The organism is Rhodococcus sp. OS5, assembly GCF_056837585.1.
In genome coordinates, this window is the sequence record NZ_CM166368.1 from 2,442,742 (window position 1) to 2,461,016 (window position 18,275).

18 protein-coding genes and 1 other RNA gene are annotated in these 18,275 nt (G+C 63.0%); 12 read left to right on the forward strand and 7 right to left on the reverse strand.

Features of this window, described 5'->3' with window-relative positions; translation table 11 throughout:
* Window positions 1-7: 7 nt before the first annotated feature.
* Window positions 8-1,456: an acyl-CoA dehydrogenase family protein gene (locus ACVZUB_RS11525; protein WP_003942317.1), complete on the reverse strand. Its 1,449-nt coding sequence runs from the start codon at window positions 1,454-1,456 to the stop codon at window positions 8-10.
* Window positions 1,457-1,559: 103 nt separating this feature from the next.
* Here ACVZUB_RS11525 and ACVZUB_RS11530 point away from each other — a divergent pair, with 103 nt between their 5' ends.
* Window positions 1,560-2,705 carry a sensor histidine kinase gene (locus tag ACVZUB_RS11530; RefSeq protein ID WP_223304439.1) on the forward strand — a complete coding sequence of 382 codons (1,146 nt, stop codon included), beginning with the start codon at window positions 1,560-1,562 and terminating at the stop codon, window positions 2,703-2,705.
* The gene (locus ACVZUB_RS11535) at window positions 2,702-3,340 is read left to right on the forward strand and encodes a response regulator (protein ID WP_047271656.1); all 639 of its coding nucleotides are present in this window, start codon (window positions 2,702-2,704) and stop codon (window positions 3,338-3,340) included. Before ACVZUB_RS11530 ends, ACVZUB_RS11535 begins: the two co-directional genes overlap by 4 nt.
* On the opposite strand, the gene ACVZUB_RS11540 is transcribed toward ACVZUB_RS11535, so the two are convergent.
* The 3 genes from ACVZUB_RS11540 to ACVZUB_RS11550 form a co-directional block, all read right to left on the reverse strand.
* Window positions 3,334-4,866: a multicopper oxidase family protein gene (locus ACVZUB_RS11540; protein ID WP_063316614.1), complete on the reverse strand. Its 1,533-nt coding sequence runs from the start codon at window positions 4,864-4,866 to the stop codon at window positions 3,334-3,336. The two genes, ACVZUB_RS11535 and ACVZUB_RS11540, sit on opposite strands and share 7 nt — an antisense overlap.
* Before the next feature lie 137 nt (window positions 4,867-5,003).
* Window positions 5,004-5,786: a histidinol-phosphatase gene (hisN, locus tag ACVZUB_RS11545; protein ID WP_003942301.1), complete on the reverse strand. Its 783-nt coding sequence runs from the start codon at window positions 5,784-5,786 to the stop codon at window positions 5,004-5,006.
* A 19-nt stretch (window positions 5,787-5,805) separates the two neighbouring features.
* Complete coding sequence (locus tag ACVZUB_RS11550) at window positions 5,806-6,300, reverse strand: beta-class carbonic anhydrase (protein WP_007731285.1); 495 nt, start codon at window positions 6,298-6,300, stop codon at window positions 5,806-5,808.
* Window positions 6,301-6,409: 109 nt separating this feature from the next.
* Between ACVZUB_RS11550 and prfB the strand changes: the two genes are divergently transcribed.
* From prfB to ACVZUB_RS11585, 7 genes are all read left to right on the forward strand, one after another.
* Window positions 6,410-7,516 (forward strand): peptide chain release factor 2, encoded by a 1,107-nt coding sequence (gene prfB / locus ACVZUB_RS11555; protein ID WP_003942364.1) that lies wholly within the window; start codon window positions 6,410-6,412, stop codon window positions 7,514-7,516.
* A gap of 22 nt (window positions 7,517-7,538) precedes the next feature.
* Complete coding sequence (locus ACVZUB_RS11560) at window positions 7,539-8,423, forward strand: mechanosensitive ion channel family protein (RefSeq protein WP_003942304.1); 885 nt, start codon at window positions 7,539-7,541, stop codon at window positions 8,421-8,423.
* The gene (locus ACVZUB_RS11565) at window positions 8,420-8,905 is read left to right on the forward strand and encodes an Rv3103c transmembrane domain-containing protein (RefSeq protein WP_007731286.1); all 486 of its coding nucleotides are present in this window, start codon (window positions 8,420-8,422) and stop codon (window positions 8,903-8,905) included. Before ACVZUB_RS11560 ends, ACVZUB_RS11565 begins: the two co-directional genes overlap by 4 nt.
* 71 nt (window positions 8,906-8,976) lie before the next feature.
* Window positions 8,977-9,657 carry a cell division ATP-binding protein FtsE gene (gene ftsE, locus ACVZUB_RS11570; protein ID WP_020969258.1) on the forward strand — a complete coding sequence of 227 codons (681 nt, stop codon included), beginning with the start codon at window positions 8,977-8,979 and terminating at the stop codon, window positions 9,655-9,657.
* Window positions 9,658-9,738: 81 nt separating this feature from the next.
* Window positions 9,739-10,644 carry a permease-like cell division protein FtsX gene (ftsX, locus tag ACVZUB_RS11575; RefSeq protein ID WP_003942367.1) on the forward strand — a complete coding sequence of 302 codons (906 nt, stop codon included), beginning with the start codon at window positions 9,739-9,741 and terminating at the stop codon, window positions 10,642-10,644.
* A 76-nt stretch (window positions 10,645-10,720) separates the two neighbouring features.
* Window positions 10,721-11,194 carry an SsrA-binding protein SmpB gene (gene smpB / locus ACVZUB_RS11580; protein ID WP_003942330.1) on the forward strand — a complete coding sequence of 158 codons (474 nt, stop codon included), beginning with the start codon at window positions 10,721-10,723 and terminating at the stop codon, window positions 11,192-11,194.
* Entirely contained in the window at window positions 11,191-12,060 is an 870-nt protein-coding gene (locus ACVZUB_RS11585; protein WP_482628527.1) for an EamA family transporter, read from the forward strand. The genes smpB and ACVZUB_RS11585 overlap by 4 nt, the downstream gene beginning before the upstream one ends.
* A 35-nt stretch (window positions 12,061-12,095) precedes the next feature.
* Here the strand turns inward: ACVZUB_RS11585 and ACVZUB_RS11590 are convergent, their stop codons facing one another.
* Window positions 12,096-12,680 carry a helix-turn-helix domain-containing protein gene (locus ACVZUB_RS11590; RefSeq protein WP_042450077.1) on the reverse strand — a complete coding sequence of 195 codons (585 nt, stop codon included), beginning with the start codon at window positions 12,678-12,680 and terminating at the stop codon, window positions 12,096-12,098.
* A gap of 65 nt (window positions 12,681-12,745) precedes the next feature.
* On the opposite strand from ACVZUB_RS11590, the gene ACVZUB_RS11595 reads away from it, so the two are divergent.
* The 3 genes from ACVZUB_RS11595 (at window position 12,746) to ssrA (ending at window position 15,725) form a co-directional block, all read left to right on the forward strand.
* A complete protein-coding gene (locus ACVZUB_RS11595; protein WP_158170455.1) occupies window positions 12,746-13,693 on the forward strand; it encodes an NAD(P)/FAD-dependent oxidoreductase in 948 nt (315 codons plus the stop codon).
* Window positions 13,694-13,713: 20 nt separating this feature from the next.
* Complete coding sequence (locus ACVZUB_RS11600; protein ID WP_192712535.1) at window positions 13,714-15,288, forward strand: SDR family oxidoreductase; 1,575 nt, start codon at window positions 13,714-13,716, stop codon at window positions 15,286-15,288.
* Between the two features lie 66 nt (window positions 15,289-15,354).
* Window positions 15,355-15,725: a transfer-messenger RNA gene (ssrA, locus tag ACVZUB_RS11605) on the forward strand.
* 115 nt (window positions 15,726-15,840) lie between these two features.
* Here ssrA and ACVZUB_RS11610 read toward each other — a convergent pair.
* Both ACVZUB_RS11610 and ACVZUB_RS11615 read right to left on the reverse strand, forming a co-directional pair.
* Entirely contained in the window at window positions 15,841-16,821 is a 981-nt protein-coding gene (locus tag ACVZUB_RS11610; protein WP_218695193.1) for an alkaline phosphatase family protein, read from the reverse strand.
* Window positions 16,822-16,922: 101 nt separating this feature from the next.
* On the reverse strand, window positions 16,923-18,224 hold the full coding sequence (locus ACVZUB_RS11615) for an HNH endonuclease signature motif containing protein (protein ID WP_482628429.1): 1,302 nt from the start codon (window positions 18,222-18,224) through the stop codon (window positions 16,923-16,925).
* Between the last annotated feature and the right edge of the window lie 51 nt (window positions 18,225-18,275).

The window sequence follows — 18,275 nt, forward strand, 5'->3', positions numbered from 1 at the left end:
AGCGGCGTCAGATGAGGACGATGCCCTCGGCAACGCCGATGGCACGGAGGTCGCGGTACCAGCGCTCGACCGGGTGTTCCTTGGTGAACCCGTGTCCACCGAGGAGTTGCACACCGTCGAGGCCGATCTGCATGCCCTTCTCGGAAGCCAGCTTCCGGGCCAGAGCGGATTCGCGAGCGAAGGACAAGCCCTGCTCGGCGCGTGAAGCGCCCCGAAGCGTGACCAGGCGCAGTCCGTCGAGTTCGATGCCGATGTTGGCGACCATGAAGGCAACCGCCTGGCGGTGGCTGATCGGCTCGCCGAACGCTTCGCGCTCGTTGACGTACGGAATCACGTAGTCGAGAACTGCCTGGCTGGTGCCGACGGCCATGGACGCCCAACCGAGTCGAGCCAGGCGAATCGCGTCGGCGTATTCGGCCTTACGCTGCTCGGCGTCACCGTCGCCGAGCAGTGCGGACTCTGACACAGCGACGTCGGTGAGGATCAGGCGACCCAGACCGGCGGCGCGCAGACCCATGCTGGGATCTGCTTCGACGACGAGTCCCTTGGTGTCGGATTCGACGATGAAGAAGGACGGCTTGCCGTCGAGTTCTGCGGCGATGACGAAGAGTTCGGACGTAGCGGCGGCGGGCACCAAGCTCTTGACGCCGTTGAGCTTGTAGCCGCTGGGGGAGCGAACTGCCTTGGTCTGCAGGGCAAACGGATCGAACAGTGCGCGTGGTTCGTTGACCACCACTGCTGCGCCGGGGACCTGCTCGCCGGTGAAGGCCGGAAGGTAGGTCTTCTGCTGCGCGTCGGTGCCCCACTGCGTCAGTGCGACTGCAACGCCGCTGGGTGCGAGGATCGGAAGTGCAAGCCCCATGTCTCCGTGCGCAAGTGCCTCGGCAACAAGAGAATTGGTGACTGCGCCGCGATCGGCAGCTGCTCCGTCGAGTTCTTCGGGAACATTGATCAGCGTGATGCCGAGCTCGGCTGCGCGCTTGGAGAGATCGGCGGGTGCCTGCGCTGCGCCGTCGGCGTCGTGCGCTGCGGGACGCAGGATCTCGGCCGCGAACTCGCGCACGGTCTCGACGATCATCTTCTGGTCGTCGTCGGGGGTCAGATCGAAGTAGTCGGCGTTCTTGCTCGGGTTGTCGGGCAGGCGCTTGGGTGCGCCGTTGCCCGAGACCTTCTGGAATCCTCGAGTGGCGGCACCCAGGGTTTTGAAGCCCGTCTTGGTGCCCTCGTAGGTCACGCGATCGATGGTCTGACGCAGATTGAACTTCTCGGCCAGTTCCGAACCGGTGATCTTGGTAAGCACACGCATGGCTGCGCCCATGGCGTCGCGTTTGATCGGGTTCAGGCCGACGGCGGACGTGTCGCGGGGCGCACCCTTGGCGCCGCCGCGCTGCGCGCCCGATTCGCTGCGCTGAGCGCTCTTGTCGGGGGCAACACTGTCTTGCTTGGTCATGATCACCAGCTGTTTCTCGGTGTTGGGGCGTTGGACGATCCTTATCTTACTCATCAGTAAGGTCTGTTGTCGAGAAACCGCGAAATGATGCGCGTCATAGGCTCGAGGGGTGAACCGGACAGAGGTGCCAGATCGGATACAGCGGTACGTGCGCTACACGCCGTTGGTGGTGGTCCCGTGCCTGTTGATCGCCAGCACGTATCCGGGGGAGTATCGAGTTCCCCTCACCTACTGGATTCTGTCGATGCTGTCGGCGCTCGCCTTCGCCGTCGGCCGTCGATGGCCGGTCTTCGCGTCCCTGGTCATCTCGGCGCTCGCCGTTCCGATGTTCGTCGCCGACGCCTGGGGGCTGTCCGAGCTTGTTCCGTATCTCGGGGCGGTCGCCGTCGTCGACGTCACGATGCGGGCCGAGCGTAGAGAAATGGTTGCCGTATCGGCAGCAGGATGGTGCGGTTCGGTGCTCGCGGGTATCTGGTTCGAATCTCACGAAGCGTTCTGGTCTGTCACGACGGCTGTGAAAGTGCTTGCGTACGTGGGGTTGCCACTGCTGCTCGGGCTGTATCTACGCTCGCAGCGTGAATTGGCCGCGAACAATCTTGCGCAGACCCGCGCTGCGGAGCGCAGTGCGCTCGCCCGCGAACTGCACGACCTGGTTGCGCACCACATGGCATCGATCGTCCTGAGAATCGGCGTGGCTCAACATGTCTTGGCGCCCCAGGACGAGGCCGTGCGTGAGGTCCTCGCGGATGTGCGTGGGACTGCGTCCGATGCGCTGGCCGATATCCGTCGCCTCCTGGTCGCACTTCGTGATCCTTCGCTCGGTGAGGTCGCTCTGGTCGAGCCGGATGCCGTCGAGGCGGAAATCGAGGCGGCGATAGATCGTGTGCGTGCGGCGGGTTTCGAGGTGCGGGCAGTCTTCGATGCCCAGGAGAATGTCGAGTCAGGCGCAGCCGATCTCGACGCGATCGGGAGGCTGACGTTGTTGCGGGTGATTCAGGAATCACTGACCAACGTCATGAAGCACGGCGACAAGAAGGGGCTGGTATCGGTCTCGGTCGGTCGCGAAGACAACCGGGTGCATGTCAGGGTTGTCAACGACGTCGAGGGATCGCCTCGGAGTGCAGGTCATGGCCTGGTGGGAATGCAGGAGCGTGCGGAGTTGGTCGGCGGCGAGATGACCGCCGGCACCAACAGTGACGGGAAATGGGAAGTGCACGTGAGTATTCCACTCGTTGTCTCGGGCGGTGTCTCGTGATCAGCGTGCTGATCGTCGACGACCAGCGACTTGTGCGCGCCGGTTTGCGGATGCTGTGCGCGGCAGCCGAGGACATGACCGTGGCCGGTGAGGCGTCGAACGGCGTCGAGGCGGTAGCGCTCGCTGCAGAATTGGATCCCGACGTGATTCTGATGGACTTGAGAATGCCCGGGCTGGACGGGATCGGCGCCACGCAGCAGATCGTCAAGGCCGGTCGTCGAGCGCGCATCCTCGTGCTGACCACCTTCGACGACGACGATCATCTGTATCCCGCACTCGCCGCGGGGGCTTCGGGATTCTTCGTCAAGGACACCGAACCCGCCGAGTTGCTCGGTGCCATTCGGCGGATCGCCGAGGGCGAGATGGTGTTCACTCCGGAACTTCTCCGCCGCGTTGTGGATCGAGCGGTGATCGGTGGTATCGCAGACACTGCTGCGACGGAGAAGGTTCCGTTGACCGATCGCGAATCGCAGGTCCTCGCGCTGGTGGCAGAAGGGAAGAGCAATCAGGAGATCGCGGACACGCTGCATCTCGGTGTGACCACGGTGAAGACGCACGTGGCGAACCTGATGTCGAAGACCGGTTGCGACAATCGGGTTCGCCTCGCCGTGTACCACTTGCAGAACTTTCAGTGACCGGAGTGCGAACCAGGCATCGGCATGTCCATCGGCATGTCCATCTGCATCGGAGCCGCCTTCTGTCCCGGTTCGAGGACGAGGAATTGGCCCATCATCCCTTGGTCCTCGTGCATCAGCAGGTGGCAGTGGAACATGTACGGGAAGGTGGGATCGGTGTACTCGGACCACTGCAGTGCGACGCGAACCCTGCTGCCCGGCGGTGTGTAGACGGTGTCCTTGAGTCCGCGCAAGTGCGGCGGGGGAGTGCGACCGTCGACGTCGAGGATCTGGAACTGTACGTCGTGGACATGGAAATTGTGTGGCCAGTTGTCCTTGTTGGTGATCGTCCACACCTCGGTCGCGCCGACCTCGGCCTCGAAGTCGATGCGGTTCATGTCCATTCGTTGCCCGTTGATCATGTACCACTGCAGATCGAAGGTTCGGGAAACGCTTGCCTTCGACGGATCCAGACTCGGCAGTACGGCCAACTGCGCCGGGAGAGTCGACCGTGACGCGCGGCTGGCAACGCCCCGCAGTTCGAGGATGTCGAAGCGGTCGTTCATGCCGAAGTTCTCGGCGTCGGAGGAACTCACGCCACCGCCGTCCTCGATCGGGAACGACACCAGTGTGGTCGTCGCGCCGGGGTCGACGCGAACCACGATCTCGGCTCGTTCGCCGGGGCTGAGCTGAATCCGCTTGATCGCAATAGGTGATTCGAGCAGTCCGCCGTCGGTGGCAATCAGATCGAAGGTGCGGTCGTCGGGGAACCCCAGGTTGTAGAGACGGCCGGAAGAGCCGTTCAGAATGCGTAACCGGACGACCCCGGTGGTGACGTCGAGGTAGGCGTCGGAGATGCCGTTGGTGACTATCGTGTCGCCGAGCAGGCCTATGTCGGTCGGATCCGATTCGTCGAAGCTGCCGTCGGCGAGGAATCGACGATCCTGGATGATCAGCGGAACATCGTCGACACCATAGGTTTTGGGGATGTCAAACGCCCGCGTGTCGGCGTCGTCGATCAGGAACAGTCCGGCGAGACCGCGCTGCACGTGCCGTTCGGTGGATCCGTGCGGGTGTGGATGATACCAGAGCGTCGACGCCGACTGGCCGATCGTCCACGCCGGTTCCCAGCGTCCGCCGGCTTCGATGGTCTGGTGCGGGCCGCCGTCGTATCGGGCGGGCAGATGCATGCCGTGCCAATGGACGGTCGTGGGCTCTGCCAGTGTGTTGTCGATCGTGAATGCGACAGATTCTCCGCGTTCGGCGCGGACGGTGGGTCCCAGAATGGATCCGTTGAAACCCCAAGTGTCGGTGAGTTTTCCCGCGACGATCTCGGTGGTTCCGGCACCGGCACGAAGTGTGAAGTGGCGAACACCGGCGTCGTCGACGGTGGATTCGGCAAGCGGTGGAATCGGTAGCGGACGCGAAGTTCCGGCCACCGCCAGTGTGGCGCTCTTCGCTGCCGGGTCGGCGCCGCAGCCCACCGCGAGCCCGAGGGGCGCTGCGGCCAGACCGAACAGAATCGTGCGCCTGGAAATCCGGTTCATCGTTCTCCTGGAAGTAGTGCGTGATCAACTACTTCCAGTCAACGGGCCGAGATGTCGTGCCGAATCCTGCCGACGGGCCTGTCGGAACTCCTCCCTCGGACCCTTGCGGCGGGTGGGATGTTCTGGTAGTCGGGTGGTTACCGCAGGCGGGCCAGAACGTCTTCGTGCAGCAGTCCGTTGGTGGCGACCGCGCTGCCGCCGTGCGGACCTGCGCCGCCGTCCAGATCGGTGAACGCGCCGCCGGCCTCACGGACCAATACGTCGAGCGCTGCCAGATCCCACAGGGAAACCTCGGGTTCGGCAGCAATGTCGACGGCGCCTTCGGCCACGAGGCAGTAGGAGAAGAAGTCCCCGTAACCGCGCACGCGCCAGACGTGGTCGGTGAGTTCGACGAACTGATCGCGAATTCCGCGGTCCTTCCACCCCGAGAGGCTCGAGAAGCTCAGGCTCGCTGACTCGCTGCGATCGACGGCGGATACCTGGATCGCTCGCGCATCACTGTCCCCGAAGGACGTATGTGCACCCAAACCTGTTGCAGCCCACCATCGCCGATTCAGTGCAGGTGCGCTCACGACGCCGACGACCGGGACGCCGTCCTCGAGCAAGCTGATCAGCGTGGCCCACACCGGTACGTTGCGGACGAAGTTCTTGGTCCCGTCGATGGGGTCGACCACCCACTGTCTGCCCTCGAAGACTGCGTCGCCGCCGAATTCCTCGCCGAGTACGGAATCCGCAGGACGATGCTCACCGAGCGTCGCGCGCACTGCTCGCTCGACAGCCAGATCGGCGTCGGAGACGGGGGTGAGGTCCGGCTTGTCGTCCACTCGAAGGTCGAGGGCGCCGAAGCGGGCGCGAGTGATCGCGTCAGCCTCGTCGGCGATACGGAGGGCGAGTGCGAGGTCGGATGCGCGATCGGTCACGGGTACACAACCTACCGGCTCAATCGGGGAGGACCTCGTTCAGCTTTCCGGTTGCGACGTCGAAGACGAATCCGCGTAGGGAGGTCGTCGCGGTGACGAACGGACTGTTCTCGATGCGCTTCAACGACTGACGGACGTCCTCGTCGATGTCGGGAAACGATTCGGCAGCCCAATTTGGTTTGATGCCGATCTCGTCCTGGATGGATCGCTTGAAGTCGTCGTCGGTGAACGTCAGCATTCCGCAGTCGGTGTGGTGGATGAGGATGATCTCGGTAGTTCCCAGCAGACGCTGGCTGATGGCCAGGGATCGGATCTCGTCGTCGGTGACGACTCCACCCGCATTGCGGATGACGTGCGATTCGCCTTCCTTGATTCCCAGCACCCGATAGACGTCGATGCGGGCGTCCATGCAGGCGAGTACGGCGACGTGTTTGCTGGGTGGGAGGGGGAGCGGTCCGGTGAACTGCTCGGCGTAGGCGGCGTTGTTCTGCAGGTATTCGTCGGTGACAGTCATCGTTCCAGTAGGTTCCCTCGGAGCGAGGTTGGCAAGGCTTCCAGTCCCGGTGATCCCAATACGTGACGGGCGGCAGGGCCGAGGTCGGCACCCGGTAGCCTTGAGAACCGTGCATCCCGACGTAATTGCAGACCTGAACGCCCTCGACACCACCCTTCGCACCTGCGAATCGGTTGTGGACGTCGAGGAGCTGCGCCGACGCATCGACGAGCTCGAGCACCAGGCAGCCGACCCGGGTCTGTGGAACGACCAGGAACACGCCCAGCAGGTCACGAGCCAGCTCTCCCACGCGCAGGCCGAGCTGCGCCGGATCGTGGCACTACGCGAGCGACTCGACGAGATGCCGATCCTCTACGAACTGGCAGAAGACGAAGGCCCCGACGCGGTGGCCGACGCCGACGCCGAGCGCGCGAGCCTGCGAGACGACATCGCGGCGATGGAAGTCAAGACCATGCTCTCGGGCGAGTACGACGAGCGCGACGCGCTCATCAACATCCGCTCCGGTGCCGGCGGTATCGACGCTGCAGACTGGGCCGAGATGCTCATGCGTATGTACATCCGCTGGGCGGAGAAGCACGACTACGGCGTCGAGGTCTACGACACGTCGTACGCCGAAGAAGCCGGACTCAAGAGCGCGACGTTCGCGATCAAAGGCCCGTACACGTACGGCACGCTGTCTGTCGAGATGGGCACCCACCGGCTCGTTCGCATCAGTCCCTTCGACAACCAGGGGCGTCGTCAGACGTCGTTCGCCGAGGTCGAGGTACTGCCGGTCGTCGAGACGACCGACCACATCGAGATCAACGAGAACGACATCCGCGTCGACGTCTACCGCTCGTCCGGTCCCGGCGGCCAGTCGGTCAACACGACGGACTCCGCCGTTCGACTCACGCACATCCCGACGGGAATCGTCGTCACCTGTCAGAACGAGAAGTCGCAGCTCCAGAACAAGGTGTCGGCGATGCGCGTCCTGCAGGCAAAGCTGCTCGCGGTCAAGCGTCAGGAAGAGCGCGCCGAGATGGATGCGCTCAAGGGCGACAGCGGCAGCTCGTGGGGCAACCAGATGCGCTCCTATGTTCTGCATCCGTACCAGATGGTCAAGGACCTGCGTACCGAGTACGAGGTCAACAACCCGTCGGCAGTGCTCGACGGCGACATCGACGGGTTCCTCGAGGCCGGCATCCGCTGGCGCATGAGCGAGAACCAGTCCGCATAGCGTTCGGATACCGAAAGGCACGATGACTTTACTTCGACCTGGGCAGAACCTGCTCGATTGGCTTCAAACCACCGGTTTGTCCGTCCTCATGACCGTGCTCGGGGCGATGATTCTCGCCCGGTTGGTCAGTTGGGGAGGCAACAAGGTCACCGACCAGATCGACTCCAACTATCAGTTGGGCGATGCGCTGGTTCGTTCCGAGGCGACCAAGCATCGTCACTCGGTCGCGCAGGTCATCACCTGGGTGGTCATCACGTTCATCTACGTGATCGCGACGCTGAAGGTTCTCGACCAACTGAACCTGCCGATCGGAAGTCTCGTCGCGCCGGCGACCGTTCTCGGTGCGGCGCTCGGTTTCGGTGCACAGCGCGTCGTGCAGGACATTCTTGCCGGTTTCTTCATCATCACCGAACGTCAGTACGGCTTCGGTGACACCGTCCGGCTTGCGATCACCGGCTCCTCCGACGACGCCGAAGGTGTCATCGAGGACGTGACCCTGCGCGTGACGCGGATGCGGAACTCCGACGGCGAGGTCATCACCGTTCCCAACGGCCAGATCGTGAAAGCGACCAACCTGTCCAAGGATTGGGCACGCGCCGTCATCGACGTTCCGGTTCCGGCGACCGCCGATCTCACCCGGGTCAACGAGGTGCTTCGCCAGGTCGGAGTCGACGCGATGGCCGACCGCGGACTCAAGAAACTGCTGCTCGACGAGCCCACGGTCATGGGCGTCGAAAGCCTGGAGGTCGATCAGGTCAACGTGCGGATGGTCGCGCGCACACTCCCTGGCAAACAGTTCCAGGTCGGACGCGCTCTTCGTGTCCGCGTCGCCGCAGCACTGCGACGTCAGGGGATCACGGTGTCACCGGATCTGCACACCGTACGGACCGAGGAGGCGAGCGAATGACCGATCAGGAACCGCGCCGCGGACTCGACCGACTGTTTCACCTGGACTGGCTCCCGTCCCGGATCTTCGGCGGCCGGATGCGAACCTCTACCTTCATTCTCATCGTGGCGTGGATATTGACGTATCTGTTGCATACGTATCTCAATCCTGAGGACCCGACCGCAGTGACACCACCGCCCAGCGTGGACACGTCGCAGACCGAGCCTTACGTCGCGCCCTCGGTCAAACCGTCGACGACGACCCCCGTGCCGTCCTCGACCGAGCCGACGACTACGTCCGAGACCCAGTCTCCGGAATCGAGCACGGGCAGCTCAGGTTCTCCGACGCCGACTTCGGGTCCCGCGCCTGCGCCGGGCAACGCCGAACAGTCCGCGACCACGGTGCCGACCACTCCGGCGACGACGACCGTTCCCCAACCTGGCGCGGCGATGCAGGCACCGACGTCTGTGCCGCAGTCACCCGCGACCACCGGTACCGGATAAGGACGAGGGTGCTCGCGCGTGGCGCCAAGGTCACCGTTAGATAACGGCTAGACTGGCTAGTTGTGATCAGCATGAAGAATGTGTCGAAGTCCTACAAGGCCTCCACCAGGCCGGCGCTCGACAAGGTCAGTGTGGAGGTGGAGAAGGGGGAGTTCGTCTTCCTCATCGGCCCCTCCGGCTCCGGCAAGTCGACGTTCATGCGGTTGCTGCTCAAGATGGAGTCGCCCACGTCCGGCGACATCGAGGTCGCGGATTTCCACGTCAACAAGTTGGCGGCCCGCCGCGTGCCGAAGCTTCGCCAGAGCATGGGCTGTGTGTTCCAGGACTTCCGCTTGCTTCAGCAGAAGACGGTCTCCGAGAACGTGGCCTTTGCGTTGGAAGTCATCGGCAAGCCCCGCAACGTCATCGCGCGCACTGTGCCCGAGGTTCTCGACATGGTCGGTCTGGCCGGCAAAGCCGATCGACTGCCCACCGAACTTTCCGGCGGTGAGCAGCAGCGCGTCGCCATCGCCCGCGCATTCGTGAACCGCCCTCTCGTGCTGCTCGCCGACGAGCCCACCGGCAACCTGGACCCCGAAACGAGCCAGGACATCATGCTGCTGCTCGAACGGATCAACCGCACCGGCACCACCGTCGTGATGGCGACCCACGATCACCACATCGTCGACTCCATGCGTCGACGCGTCATCGAACTCGATCTCGGCAAGGTGACCAGAGACGAAGCGCGGGGTGTGTACGGCGTCGGCAGGTAGCGCCGACTACGACCACACGTCCCGTACGCCCACCGGTTGTCGTGAAACAACCGGCCTCTCGAAAAGGAATCGGATTCCCCGATGCGCGCCAGCTTTATTTTCAGCGAAGTCCTGACCGGCCTACGCCGCAACATCACGATGACCATCGCCATGATCTTGACGACGGCGATCTCCCTCGGACTCTTCGGCGGTGGTCTGCTGGTCGTGCAGATGGCAGGCAAGACCCAGCAGATCTTCCTCGAACGAGTCGAGGTGCAGATCTTCCTGACCGACGACATCTCTTCGGCCGATCCCGGTTGCGAGCAGGAGATCTGCAGTTCGTTGCGCAAGGAACTCGAGCAGACTCCGTCCGTCGTCGCGGTTCAGTACCTCAACCGCGAAGACGCCGTGAAGGACGCCACCGAGCGCGTCTTCAAGGACCAGCCCGAACTGGCAGCCCTGGTGAGCCCGGACAGCTTCCCGGCGTCGTTCAAGGTCAAGCTCAGTGACCCGGAGCGGTTCGGCGTCATCAACGACACCTTCGGTTCGAGGCCCGGCGTCGAGAGTGTGCTCAATCAGCGCGAGTTGGTGGACCGACTGTTCAGCGTGCTCGGTGGAGTGCGCAACGCAGCGTTCGCGATCGCGATCGTCCAGGCGATAGCGGCCATCCTGCTCATCGCCAACATGGTCCAGATCGCCGCGTTCACGCGTCGTACCGAGGTCAACATCATGCGGTTGGTCGGCGCGACGCGTTGGTACACCCAGCTTCCGTTCCTCCTCGAAGCCGTCGTGGCGGCCTTGATCGGTGCGGTGCTCGCCATTGCCGGGCTGTTCACGGCGAAGAACGTCTTCATCGACGGGGTCCTGTCCGACGTCTACGAAGCAAACATCGTGGCGCGGATATCCAACAGTGACGTGCTGTTCGTCTCGCCGATCCTCGTACTTGCCGGTGTCGGAATGGCCGCGGTGACGGCGTACGTGACGCTGCGTCTGTACGTCCGCGAATAATCGGTTTGCACGAGCTTCTATGCTGGAACAGCAAGAACCATTCGACAGCAAGACAGCGGACTGAGAGGCCCGGACAGTGAAGGAAAAGGGCCGCAAGGTCATTGCGACCAATCGCAAAGCACGCCACAACTACACGATCATCGACACCTACGAGGCCGGCATCGCTCTCGTCGGGACCGAGGTCAAGAGTCTGCGTGAAGGCAAGGCGTCGCTCGTCGACGCGTTCGCCACGGTGGACAACGGCGAAGTGTGGTTGCGCTCGTTGCACATTCCGGAGTACACGCAAGGCACGTGGAACAACCATTCGCCACGTCGTACCCGAAAGCTCCTGCTGCACAAGCGTGAGATCGAGCACCTCGTCGGCAAGACCCGCGAGGGAAATCAGACGCTGGTCCCGCTGTCGATGTACTTCAACGACGGCAAGGTCAAGGTCGAACTCGCACTGGCAAAGGGTAAGCAGGACTACGACAAGCGCCAGGACATGGCCAAGCGCACCGCCGAGCGCGAGGTGACCCGCGAGCTCGGTCGTCGTATCAAGGGCATGCGCTGACCTCCATCCTGCTTGCCCTCGTGGCGGCAGTTGCCTACGGAGTCAGCGACTTCGTCGGGGGAGTTGCGTCACGACGAGTTGCCGCACTGCGTGTGGTGATCGTCTCGTATCCACTCTCGCTCGTCATCGTACTGATCGCAGCACCTTTCGTATCCGGGACGCTGACGCCGAACGGTCTGATCTGGGGTGCGATCGCGGGCGTCACGAGTGGTCTGGCGGTCTGGTGGTTCTATCTCGCGCTGGCAACCGGCCCCATGTCGGTGGTCTCGCCGCTGACAGCTGTTCTGGTGGCGGGCATTCCGGTGCTCGTCGGCTTCGCTTTCGGTGAGCGGCCGGGGTTGATCGCGTACCTCGGTATTGCCGTCGCGCTGGTCGCCGTCGTCCTGGTCAGCCGCGAGTCGCCTGACGACACCGCGGGTGAGGTTGCCGGCGGAATCACCCTCCGCTTCACCAGACAAGTGGCTCTTCTGACCGTCGGAAGCGGTGGCGCATTTGCGCTCTCGTTCATCGCACTTCACCAGATCGGCGAGGGCAGCGGGCTGTGGGCGTTGGCCGTATCTCGAGGCGCCGCGACCGTCGTGGTGTGGTTGGTCGCGCTGGCGGCCGGTCACTTCGTTCTCCCACGAGGCGAGCCACTCAAGCTCGCGGTGTACGTCAGCGTCCTCGACGTCGTCGCGAACGGGACGATGATCTACGCCTTCCAAGGCGGAATGCTCTCACTGGTCAGCGTGATCGGTTCGCTGTATCCGGCTGCGACGGTTCTGCTCGCCATGGTGATGCTGGGCGAGCGGGTAAGCCGCGTGCAACAAGCGGGAATGCTGTTGGCGCTGGCGGCAGTCGGCATGATTGCCGTCGCGGGCGCCTAGATTTTTCGAGTTCCAGCGTTTTCAGTCCTAGCGTTTCAGCCGCGTCTGTCGGCCGGCGCTGCGCGTAGGTGAACCCGCTCGCCCTGTTTTCCGAAGAGGCTGATCGCCTCGGCCGGCCGGCCGTCGGCAGCACTGATGCGGTGCGGGATGTGCGTGTCGAACTCGGCGGCCTCGCCTGCCCCCATGATGAAATCCCGGTCGCCGAGTTGGAGTCGGATGCGCCCGGACAGAACGTAGACCCACTCGTAGCCCTCGTGGGATCCCGGTTCGCGATCGTCGTCGGTGGGCGAGATGATCATCTTGTAGGCCTGCAGATTGCCGGGTTGACTGGTCAGCGGAATGACCGTCATACATCCGACCGTTCGAGGTTCTTCTCGAACGCGGGGGTCCTTGATCTTGCTGTTCACCAGGTCGTCCAACGGGACGCCGTGTGCCTTGGCAATCGGCAGCAGCAACTCCAAGTTGGCTCGGCGAGTACCGGATTCGAGTCTCGACAGTGTGCTGACGCTGATGTCGGTGGTCTCCGACAGGTCGGCCAGGGTCATCTCGGACTGCTGGCGCAACGCACGTAGGCGAGGGCCGATGCCGGCTAGTACGGCTTCGAACGATGGTTCGGTCATGCACTCATTTTGCCAAAGTGGCAACAGTGTTTGTCAAGACTGCGTTCTCTTGTCATTCTGGATTCATGACGCAGAACTCATTCGACGTAGCAGTAATCGGAGCCGGTGCGGCAGGCCTCAACGCCGCACTCATTCTCGGTCAGGCACGCAGGTCCGTGATCGTCTTCGACAACGGATCGCCACGGAACGCGGCCGCCGACCACATGAACGGATTCCTCTCCCGTGACGGCATGAACCCGGCAGAATTGTTGACCATCGGCCGAGGTGAGGTCCGCAAATTCGGCGGCGAGTTCCATGACGGCACCGTTGTCTCCGTGACACCGGACGGCGAGAAATTCTCGGTAGAACTGGCTGGCGGCAGCAAGATTCAGGTGCGCAAGGTGCTTGTTTCGACGGGTCTGACGGACCGCCTACCGGTAGAACTCGAAGTCTTCGGCGAGCGTTGGGGACGCGATGTGTTGCACTGCCCGTACTGCCACGGGTACGGCGTGCGTGATCAGCCGCTCGGCGTGATCGCCAAGAGCGCGGAATTTGCGATGCACCAGGCGCTCATGGTTCGCCAGTGGTCCGATGACGTGGTTCTCTTCCTTCATCGCATCACCGAACTGAGTTCCGAAGATCGGGAAAAGCTTGCGGCTCGCGGTATTTCGATCGTCGAGGGTGAGGTTGCCGGTCCCGTCGTCGAGGATGATCGGTTGGTGGGCGTGCGGTTGGCCGACGGCAGTGTGGTCGCGCGTTCGGCGGTCTTTGTCGGTGGCGCCCTCACGATGGACCCCAACGATGCGATCTTGCGCGCATTCGGTGCGCAGCGCGCCGAGACGATGATGGGCGATTTTGTCACAGTCGACATGATGGGGGCCACAAGCGTGCCCGGCGTGTTCGCTGCGGGCAATGTCGTGGACCCGGGTGCCCAGGTCATCATGGCCGCAGCCGCCGGGGCGAAGGCCGGAGCGGGGATCAACATGATGTTGACCAACGACGACCTCGAGGTTGCACTCGCGCTTCGCAGTTGAATTGTGCGTAGCGTGGGGTGATGGACGCAGTGAGAGTGTTGATCACGGGTGCGACCGGATACATCGGCGGACGTCTTGCCCCTCGCCTGGTCGAAGAGGGTCATCGAGTTCGAGTGGTGGTGCGCAGCCCGGAGAAACTACGCGATGTTCCCTGGCACGATTCCGTGGAGATCAAGCGCGGGGATCTGACCGACAGTGGCACCCTCTCAGGTGTTTTCGACGATATCGACGTGGTCTACTACCTCGTTCACGCCATGGGTGGGGGAGGGTCGTTCTCGGATATCGACAAGCGAAGCGCGGAGAACGTCGCCGCCGCTGCCCGCGATGCGGGGGTGCGACGGATCGTCTACCTGGGCGGGCTTCATCCGTCCGACCGAGAGTTGTCGACTCACTTGCAGTCCCGGCTCGAAGTCGGTCGGATCCTGCTCGACTCCGAGGTTCCGACGGTTGTGTTCCAAGCTGGAGTGGTGATCGGATCGGGTTCGGCGTCCTTCGAAATGGTGCGCCACTTGACCAATCGGCTTCCGGTGATGACCACACCCAAGTGGGTGCACAACAACATTCAGCCGATCGCGGTGCGTGACGTACTCCACTATTTGATTGCAGCCGCGGCGACGACGCCGGAGGTCAACCGCGCCTTCGACATCGGTGGGCCGGATGTCATGCAGTACGGCGAAATGATGAACACCTACGCCGACGTCGCTGGATTGGTACGCCGACGCATCCTCGTCCTGCCCGTCCTCACCCCGCGTCTGGCAGGTCACTGGGTGGGATTGGTCACGCCGATCCCACGAGGTTTGGCGATGCCCCTGATCGAATCCCTGCAGAACGACGCGGTGATGCACAATCACGACATCGACGGCTTCATCCCGCCTCCCGCCGAGGGCCTCACGCCGTATCGAGAAGCGGTGCGACTGGCACTTCGAAAGATCGACACCGGTGAGGTGGAGACGGCGTGGTCCGGTGCAACGATCGCGGGCGCTCCATCCGATCCTCTTCCATCCGACCCGGATTGGGCCGGCGAAGCGGTCTACGTCGATCATCGCGAACGTGACTGCGCGGCGGATCCGAAAACCCTCTGGTCGGTGGTCGAGTCGATCGGCGGCGAGAACGGTTGGTATTCATTCCCTTTGGCGTGGGCCATTCGGGGGTGGATGGACCGCGCGGTCGGTGGTGTCGGACTGCGCCGGGGCAGGCGGGATCCACGCCGGCTCAACACGGGCGAAGCCCTGGACTTTTGGAGGGTCGAAGAAATCGATCGAGGCAAGTTGCTCCGATTGCGCGCCGAGATGAAGGTCCCGGGCGGAGCATGGTTGGAGTTGCGAGTATCAGAAGGCCCAGCCGGTGCCGACGGACGGCCGGTGGGTTCCCACCTCGATCAACGCGCGGTCTTCTTCCCTCGCGGGCTCGCGGGTCGGGCGTACTGGTATTCGATCCTGCCTTTCCACGGAGTCGTCTTCCAGGGGATGATCACCAACATCACCGGTGCCGCCGAGCGTGAGATGGCTGCGGTGCAGGAAACGGGTGCAGTGCAGGAAGCGGGTGCAGTGCAGGAAACGGCTGGGCCGAAGGACACGGAAAGTGCCGCCGATTAATTGGTATGACTTCCGAACTTCGGCGCGTTATAGTGAATAGCCCCACGAAAGACGCGGGGCACACACGGGGCTGAGCGGTTTCGACTGCGTGTGTTGAGTTAGGGGAAGCGTGTCGGTGCAGGCAAGAGACCACCGTAAGCGTCGCTGCAAACCTATAAGCGCCGATTCCAATCAGCGCGACTACGCTCTCGCTGCCTAAGTAGCGAAGCGTGTCTGTCAGCCCGGGGTTGCCCTCGACCCGGTTCCTGGCATCAGCTAGAGGGCTTTACTGTTCGGCTCGGTCACGGAGTCGAATGGGACATCAAACAGTGACTGGGATCGTCATCCTGGCTTGTTCGCGAGACTGGGAGATCCAAGTAGAGACTTAGCGAACTGCACACGGAGAAGCCCTAGCGATTCAACGTAGGACCCGGGTTCAATTCCCGGCAGCTCCACAACAGGTCGGGCCGGAGAGCACACGCTCTCCGGCCCGACCTTTTTGCTGCCTTTTTGCTGCCTTTTTGCTGCTGTCTTGCTGCGGCACTCTGCTGTGTGGCCCGGGCCTTCTTGCGATCAGGAGCCGAAGAATCCCAGGTCGACCGAGCCGACGAAGCCGGGAGCTTCCTTGGCCAGCGGCTTGCCGTCCAGATCGGCAGGCAATGCAACGCCCAGGCTCTGGAGGATTGTCGGGGTGATGTCGGCGATCGTGTACGAGTCTGTGTTCTTACCGGCCGCGTATCCCGCGCCGCGTGCTATGACGAATGTCGTTGCTTCCGCGGGTGTCTGACCGCCGTGCCCACCGGCGGGCTTGTGCCCGTGATCCGCAGTGACCAGTACAGTCCACTTCTCGCCGGTCTTTGCTGCGCGCTGATCGACGGCATCGACAATCTTGCCCACCTGAGCATCGACCGAGGCGATCGACTCTTCGTACGCAGCGCCGTTGGTGCCGCCGCTATGTCCCGCGCCGTCCACCTGATCGAGTTGGGTGAAGATCAGGTCAGGTCCCTTGTCTGTGATGTCGCGGGCGACGGCGTCTGCCGTCGCAGCGTCGGTGGCCGCTCCGGAACCTGCATCGGCCGTGGTGACGACAACGTCGGCTTTCGGTGTCCCACTGGAGGCGATGTTGTCGATGCCGCCCCAGGTGGAGATCGATTCGGTGAGGAGGGAGGGCTTTGCTGTTTCCAGTCGGGTGAAGACGCTCGGGTAGAGGTCGAAGCGGGCGCCCGCGTACGTGTTGTCCTTGACTCCGTGCTTGGTATCCCAGACTCCGGTCAGGATGGTCGACCACGACGGTCCGGAGATGGTGATGTGGCCGAGGATGGAAGATTCTCCGCTGGTTCCTTCGGCGATCAGCTTCTGGAGACGGGGAGCGTCGGCGGTCTTGATGTGGCTGAGCATAGTGCCGTCGAGGCCGATGACAACTGTCTTCTCGGCGGCCGACGGATTGAGGTCGGACGATCCGGGAATTGCTGCAGCAGTTGCAGTTCCGGCAGCAACAGCGCCGGCGAGGAGGAGTGTGATAGCGGCTGAGGTGCGTGCGATTTTCTTGGTCACGCTAAGCATCTTGCGATAGGACTAGACCAATTGCACTACCTGGATGTGAGGGTTGTCCTGTTGTTCACGGCAGATTCAGATTGGACTAGACCAATGTTTCCTCAGGCGGCCCAACCGTCGAGGATGACGCTGACCGCGTGATCGAGGTGAAGGGGCTCGCCGTCCCATCTTGGGATGATCGCGTCGTCGGGTATGTCTCCGCGCAGTAGGCCATCAGCGAATCCCTCGGTCGGTGGTGCTGGGTCGATGACGTCACCATTGGCGTAAAGGAACTCGAACTTCTGCTCGCCGAGAGCAGTGATCGTGAACTGGCCGTCATGCAGCGCGCGGTGGCAGGTGCCGCACAGCATGATCAGATTGTCCAAGTCCGTATTTCCGCCGCGTCCCCAGAATTTCACGTGATGTGCGTGTAAGAAGCGAGTCCGCCCGCAACCCGGTGTGCGGCAACATCCGTCGCGGTAATTCAATGCCAGCATTTGTTTGGCGCTGACGACGCGGGTCCTTCGGCCCAGATTCAAAACGCATCCCTCCTTTGTCGTTCCCAGGCGAAGTTTCGCGTTGCAGAGCACTTCCTCGGCGGCACTTTGGGGGAGCGCGGGTCCACTCGGTACACGGACGGTGTTCGCTTCGTGGAAGAACACAACTTCGTTCGCGGCGGCCTTGGACGGGCGGTCTGTGACTGCGGCGGTGGCGAGCTCGGCCATCGCGACGAGTCCTGGTCCGATATTTCCGGCCGGGTTCTTTGTAGCCTTCTCGTCGACAGGGCGGATGGCAGCGGTTCGGGTGCGTTCACGTTCCGCCGCCGCCAATGCTGCGAGGATTCGGGCGCCGTCCTGCGCGGGCAGGCGTCCTTTGATGACAAACTCGCCCGTATCCGAGTCCCAATGCCAGCGGACCTGAAGATGTTCGGGCGCTTTGCTTTTGCCGGATTCATTGTCGGTTGCATTACGCAGACCTGCGGCGAGACGATCGATCTGGGCTGCGGGCGCCTCGCATCCGAACCGAACCATCTGCTGTTCGTTTGACGGCGTGGTGACCCGGGTGAGTGCGCGAACCTTCGAGTAGGACAGCCGGCCTTGCTCGAAGGCCTTCCGCATCTCGGGCAAAGGTCGGAGCGCTTTGGCGACGCGAACATATTCCCTGCCGGTGTGCAGGCTCATTCCACATTTCCACGACAGCCAGTGGGCGCATGAATGCAGTCCAGGGCCGGACCAGCCGCGGTCTTCGTCGAATTTTGACAGGAGGGTAAGGAATCGAGCCGTGGCCGCGGCGATCTGGCCGGCGAGAGCGCAGATTTCGGAGCCGAGTTGCTCTACGTCGCTTCGGGTGGAACCCTGCGTTTCTTCATTGATCAGTGCTGCGGTATCGGTCAGTTCTGCGGTATCGGTCAGTGCTGCGTTCATCGTTGCCCCCCGGCGCGTGTCCGACAATGTTTCGAATGTACGTTCGATAAT